Source organism: Kineococcus vitellinus, from assembly GCF_009906315.1.
GTDB classification, from domain to species: domain Bacteria; phylum Actinomycetota; class Actinomycetes; order Actinomycetales; family Kineococcaceae; genus Kineococcus; species Kineococcus vitellinus.
In genome coordinates this window covers 1-2,621 of record NZ_JAAALL010000434.1, presented here as the reverse complement: position 1 = coordinate 2,621, position 2,621 = coordinate 1, and the positions used below count along the sequence as shown (strand labels likewise).

The 2,621-nt window shown below is 77.8% G+C and carries 2 protein-coding genes and 1 pseudogene; 2 read left to right on the top strand and 1 reads right to left on the bottom strand.

Annotated elements, in window-relative coordinates; all coding sequences use genetic code 11:
- A pseudogene (locus GTQ99_RS22050) lies at positions 1 to 461 on the top strand (hypothetical protein); the annotation flags it as partial.
- A gap of 98 nt (positions 462 to 559) precedes the next feature.
- Here the strand turns inward: GTQ99_RS22050 and GTQ99_RS22045 are convergent.
- The gene (locus GTQ99_RS22045) at positions 560 to 1,297 is read right to left on the bottom strand and encodes a TerD family protein (RefSeq protein WP_166617829.1); all 738 of its coding nucleotides are present in this window, start codon (positions 1,295 to 1,297) and stop codon (positions 560 to 562) included.
- A gap of 75 nt (positions 1,298 to 1,372) precedes the next feature.
- Here GTQ99_RS22045 and GTQ99_RS22040 point away from each other — a divergent pair.
- On the top strand, positions 1,373 to 2,621 hold a 1,249-nt coding region (locus GTQ99_RS22040), incomplete at its 3' end, for a diguanylate cyclase domain-containing protein (protein ID WP_166617828.1).

Sequence of the window (2,621 nt, the reverse complement as noted above, 5' to 3'; positions counted from 1 at the left end):
GCCGCCCGCGGCGGGCCCGCCGCGGGCGGCTGCGCACGGTGCTCGCACCCGTGGCCGCGGCCGTGGTGGCGGCGGCCGTGGCCACGGGCGCGACCTGGCAGCTGGCCCGCCCGGACGCGCCGCCCGCACCGGCCGTGGCCGTCGAGCGGCTGCCGCTGACGGTGGCCGACGCGGGGCTGGGCGCGGGCGTGCGGCCCGAGGGGCCGGCCGTCGTCGTCCCGCACACCTGGGGCGTGGAGGTGACGTTCGCGGCCACCGGGTTCGCCGACGGGCGCCCCTACCGGGCGCTGGTGCGCACCGCGGACGGCACGACCCGGCCCGCCGGGGAGTTCCTCGGCGTCGGCGCGCGCGAGCTCACCTGCGACATGCAGGCGGCGGTGCTGCGCGCCGACGCCACCGCGTTCGAGGTCGTCGACGAGAGCGGCGCGACCGTCCTCGTCCTCCCGCTGCCGCGGGCCTGACCCCCCGGTCCTCCGGTCTCCCGCCCCGACGCCGGCCGTGATCTTCCACGGTGCACCGTGGAAGATCACGGCCGGAGGGGCGGCGGGGGGTCAGGGCCTCACTTGCGGCCGGTGCGCCAGCGCATGCCCCAGCCGTAGGCCTCGTCGAGGGCCTGCTGGCCGCCCTGGACGTAGCGGACCTCGCGCTGCACGGAGACCTCGCGGCCGTCGGAGACGATCTGCGCGATGGCGCACATCGGCGAGCGGTCGTCGTGCTCGTCGAGGCGGACCTCGACCTCGGGGCCGCTGGCCGGGTGCAGCGTCACCACGCCCTCGGCGGCGGCCCAGTTCGGCACGCCCTCGTAGATGAAGGCGAAGACGAGCACGCGCTTGATCTTCGAGGGGTCGCGCAGGTCGACGTAGAGGTTCTCCCCGCCGCCGCCGGTGCGGTCGTCGCCGTCCAGCCAGACGAGCGGGTCGCCGGCGGCGCGGTCGCGGAAGGCGTTGCCGAGGGCCTGCACGACGCCCTTGGAGCCGTCGGTGAACTCGTAGAGCGCGCCGACGTCGAGGTCGATGCCGCCGCTGCCCGCGCCGGCGGCCGCCTTCAGCTTGGAGAAGAAGCCGCCGCCGGAGGCGGGGGCCTGCCCGGCCGGGCGGGCGTTCCACGCCAGGTGCACGCGCAGGGTGCCGCCGGCGGACCCGGCCTTGGACAGCGAGACCTTCGGCGCCGCCTTCGTCAGGGTCACCTTGGACAGGGACAGCGGGCTGCCCGACGGGCCGCCCGCCGTGCCGCCCGCCGCGGGCGGGGTCGCGGACGGTTCCGGGGAGCCCGGCTTCTTGCTGTAGTCGATGGCCACGGCCCGTCAACGAGCTGTGCGCGCGGGAAGTGCCCGCTCAGCCCTCGCGGGCGTCCGCCGTCCGGGGCGAAGGGGGTGGCGGACCTGGCCGTGGTGTCGGCCGTGGCCGTGCCGGTCGCGGCGCTGCTGTCGTGGTCGGGCGTGCTGGTCCTGCCCGCAGCAGTGTTCGTCGCCGCGTGCGCGCTGCTGGGGGCCTCGGCGCAGAGCCGCTGCCAGCGGCTCCTGTCGGGACCGGACCCGGACGGCCGCCTCGGCCTGCGGGTGGCGTGGGCGATGGCGCTGTTCGCCGTGATCACCAGCTGCAGCGGCACCACGTTCCTGCTGCCGCTGGCCGCCCTGCTCGTCGGGGCACCCCACATCGACGTCTCCGGCGGGCGGGCCTGGCGGCCCGTGGCGGCCTCCGGCGCGGTGCTGGTGGCCGTCCAGCACGCCCTGCTGCTGACCGGGGTGCTGCCCTCCTCGGTGCCCGCCGCGCAGTCCACCGGGATCGCCGTCCTGACCTCGGCCGCCGCCCTCCTGTGGCTGCTGGCGCTGGCCCGCGTCGAGGACGAGCGGCGGGCGCTGCTGGCCGACCTGCGCTCGGCGGAGGCGTGGTTCCGCGCCCTCGTGCAGGACTCCCGGGAGGTCTTCGCGGCGATCCGCCGGGACGGGTCGATCTCCTACGTCAGCCCGTCGGCCTCGGAGGACTGGGGCGTGCCCGCCGACCGCCTCGTGGGGCGGCCCTTCCCGGAGGTGCTGCACCCCGGGGACCGGGCGGAGGCGCTGGCCTGCTTCGAGCGGTGCCTGGCGGCCGGTGGGGAGGGGACCGTGCGGGTGGAGCTGCGGGTGCGGGCGCGCGACGGCGGCCACCGCTGGCTGTCGGCGGCGCTGCGCGACCAGACCCGCAACAGCGCCGTCGGCGCGGTCGTGGTCCACCTCCACGACGTCACCGAGCGCCGCCTGCAGCAGGCTCGGCTGCAGCACGAGGCCGAGCACGACGCGCTGACGGGCCTGCTCAACCGCGGGGCCTTCACCGCGCGGCTCGACGCGGCGCTGCGGGAGGCCCCCGGCCCGCAGGTGGGCGTGGTGTTCTGCGACCTGGACGGCTTCAAGGCGGTCAACGACGGCCTCGGCCACGCCGCCGGCGACGAGCTGCTCGTCGCGGTCGCGGAGCGGCTGTCGGCATGCACGCGCGGCGAGGAGGTGGTGGCCCGCCTGGGCGGCGACGAGTTCACGGTGCTGGTGCCCCGCGCAGCCGGGCCGGAGGCGCTGGAGGACCTCGCCGGGCGCGTCCGGGCGGCCCTGTCACCGGCGTTCGGCCTCGGGGGCGGGCACCGGGTGCGGG